The 2,795-nt window shown below is 74.1% G+C and carries 2 protein-coding genes; both read right to left on the bottom strand.

Annotation, left to right across the window (positions count from 1 at the left end; genetic code table 11):
* The coding region (locus AC0CYZ_RS18355) for a GNAT family N-acetyltransferase (RefSeq protein WP_472217904.1) at positions 1-1,383 on the bottom strand (1,383 nt) is incomplete at its 3' end.
* 90 nt (positions 1,384-1,473) lie between these two features.
* Positions 1,474-2,640 (bottom strand): acetoin utilization protein AcuC, encoded by a 1,167-nt coding sequence (locus AC0CYZ_RS18350; RefSeq protein ID WP_472217902.1) that lies wholly within the window; start codon positions 2,638-2,640, stop codon positions 1,474-1,476.
* Positions 2,641-2,795: the final 155 nt, after the last annotated feature.

The following is a 2,795-nucleotide window of genomic DNA, read 5'->3' as shown; positions in this document are numbered from 1 at the left end:
GAAGACCGCCGCGACCGACGCCTCCTCCAGCGGCGAGGTCGACGCCGCCAGTCCCGGCGTCGCGTGCCGGCCGCTGGCGACCGCGATCACCGGCTTGCGCCGCGCCAGCCGCCGCGCCACCCGCGCGAACTTGCGCGCGTTGCCGAAGCTCTCCAGGTAGAGCAGCACGACGTCGGTCGCCGGATCGGTGTCCCAGTACTGCATGAGGTCGTTTCCCGAGAGGTCCGTCCGGTTCCCGGCCGAGACGAACGTGGAGAGCCCGAGCCGGCGTGCCGCCGCCGCCGCGAGGATCTGGATGCCCAGCGCGCCGGACTGGCAGAAGAACCCGACCCGGCCGGGGGGCGGCAGCTGCGGGGCGAGGCTGGCGTTGAGGCGGTAGGCCGGGTCGAGGTTCACGACGCCGAGCGCGCTCGGCCCGACCACCCGCATCCCGCTGGAGCGGGCGAGCGTGACCAGCTCGCGCTGGGCGGCGATCCCCGCGTCGCCGGTCTCGCCGAAGCCCGAGGTGACGACGACGAGCGCCTTGACCCCCTTGGCGAGGCAGCCGTCGACCACCCCGGACACCTCGGGGGCGGGGACGGCGACGACGGCGAGGTCGACGTCGTCGGGGATGTCGGGCACCGTCGGGTAGGCCCGGACGCCGCGCACCGACCGGGCGTCGGGGTTGACCGGGTAGACCGGCCCGGTGAACTCCCCGCGCAGCAGGTTCACGAGCACGACGTGGCCGAGCTTGCCCGGGTCGGCCGACGCGCCGACGACCGCGACCGAGCGCGGGTGCAGGACGTTCGCGACGCTGCGGGCCTCCGCGGCCTGCTCGCGGGCCTGGCGGACCTCGGTCGAGCGCTCGGTGGCGGCCACGTCGAACTCGAGGTGCAGCGTCGAGCCCTCCATGGCCCGTGTCACGTCGTACCCGGCCTGGCGGAACGTCCGCAGCATCACGCGGTTCTCGGTGAGCACCTCGGCCACGAACCGCCGGATCCCGACCTCCTCGGCCGCCGCGGCGAGGTGCTCGAGCAGGATCGAGCCGAGTCCGCGGCCCTGGTGGTCGTCGCGGACGACGAACGCGACCTCGGCCGACGGATCGTCCGGGCCGAGCCGCACGTAGCGCCCGATCGCGATGATCTCCCCGCCCAGCCACACGACGAGGGCCACCGTGTCGTGGTGGTCGACCTCGGTGAAGCGCTTGAGGTCGCGCGGCGGGATCTTCGGGTAGGGGCCGAAGTACCGGAAGTAGCGGGTGCGCTCGGAGAGCCGGGCGTGGAAGGCGACGACGTCGTCCGCGTCCTCCGGCGTGATCGGGCGCAGGTGGGCGGTCGCGCCGTCGGCCGCGACGACGTCGGCCTCCCACTCCCGCGGGTAGGGCGCGTCGGGCGCCGCGCGCATCGACACGGTGACCGCGTCCACGTCGGCGTCGGGCTCCTGGTCGGGCGTGGTCCCGGGTGGCGAGCTCATGGTCTCCCGTCCGCAGGGGTGTCAGTCCAGGATGTTCTGCGGTTCGAGGCCGTGCAGCGGGAAGACGGCGCGGCGCGTCTCGAGGACGAAACGATCCACGTCCTCCTCGGTGTACCCGCCCCACGGGGTCCACTCGGTCGAGGCGTCCTCGGTCATGGTCGTGGGCAGCGGCCGGGTCGAGATCCCCGCCGCGTAGGAGGTCCACGACGCGGGGATGCCGCGCTGGGGGTCGAGGTCCCGGTCGAGGACGGTGGCGAGGAGGTGGGTCCACGACCGCGGGACGCCGCGCACGAGGTTGTAGCCCCCGCCGCCGAGCGCGAGCCACTTGCCGCCGGCGTACTCCCCGGCGAGCTCGCGGCACGCCCGGTAGATCGCGCGGTGGCCGTCGACGGTGAGCGAGAGCTCGGCGAGCGGGTCCTCGTGGTGGGTGTCGGCGCCGCACTGGGTGACGAGGATCTGCGGCTCGAAGGCCCGCAGCATAGAGGGCACGACGGCGTGGAAGGCGCGCAGCCACGCCGGGTCGCGGGTGCCGGGCGGCAGCGGCAGGTTGACCGCGGTGCCGGCGGCGGCCCCGTCGCCGAGCTCGGAGGGGAACCCCGTCCCGGGCCAGAGCGTCCGTGGGTGCTGGTGCATCGAGATCGTCAGCACCCGCGGGTCGTCCAGGAACGCCGCCTGCACCCCGTCGCCGTGGTGGACGTCGGTGTCGAGGTAGGCGATCCGGGTGTAGCCGTGGTCGAGCAGCCAGGAGATCGCGATCGCGCAGTCGTTGTAGATGCAGAAGCCCCACGCGTGGTCGCGCATCGCGTGGTGGAGCCCGCCCGCGAGGTTCACCGCGCGGTCGGCCCGCCCCTCCGCGATCTCCCGGGCCGCCGCGATCGAGCCGCCGGCGACGAGGGCCGCCGCGTCGTGCATGCCCTCGAAGATCGGGTTGTCCATGGTGCCGAGCTGGTGGACGGGGTCGTCGCCCTCCTGCGGGGCGCGCCGCACGGCGGCCAGGTAGGACGCGACGTGGATCCGCTCCAGCTCCTCGTCGGGCGCCGGGTCGGGGACGAGGAGCTCGATGTCCTCGAGGACGCCGAGCGCGCGGGCCAGGCGCATCGTCAGGTCGAGGCGGATCGGGTGAAGCGGGTGCTCGGAGGAGAGCTTGTAGGCGAGCAGGGCCTCGTCCCAGACCACCGTGGTGCGCATGACCGCGACGCTACCGAGGCTCCGTTCCGAGCGAAGGGGCCCTTCAGTCGATCTATCGGCCGGTGGGCGCCCATCGCCGGATCCGACCGGTGGTCCGACGTCCCGGCGAGGGGCGCCCCTGGCCCGTCTATCCGAGCGAGGGGCCCCTTCGCTCA

It is taken from the genome of Actinomycetospora sp. (assembly GCF_055612215.1).
This window is presented reverse-complemented; position numbering and strand designations above follow the sequence as displayed.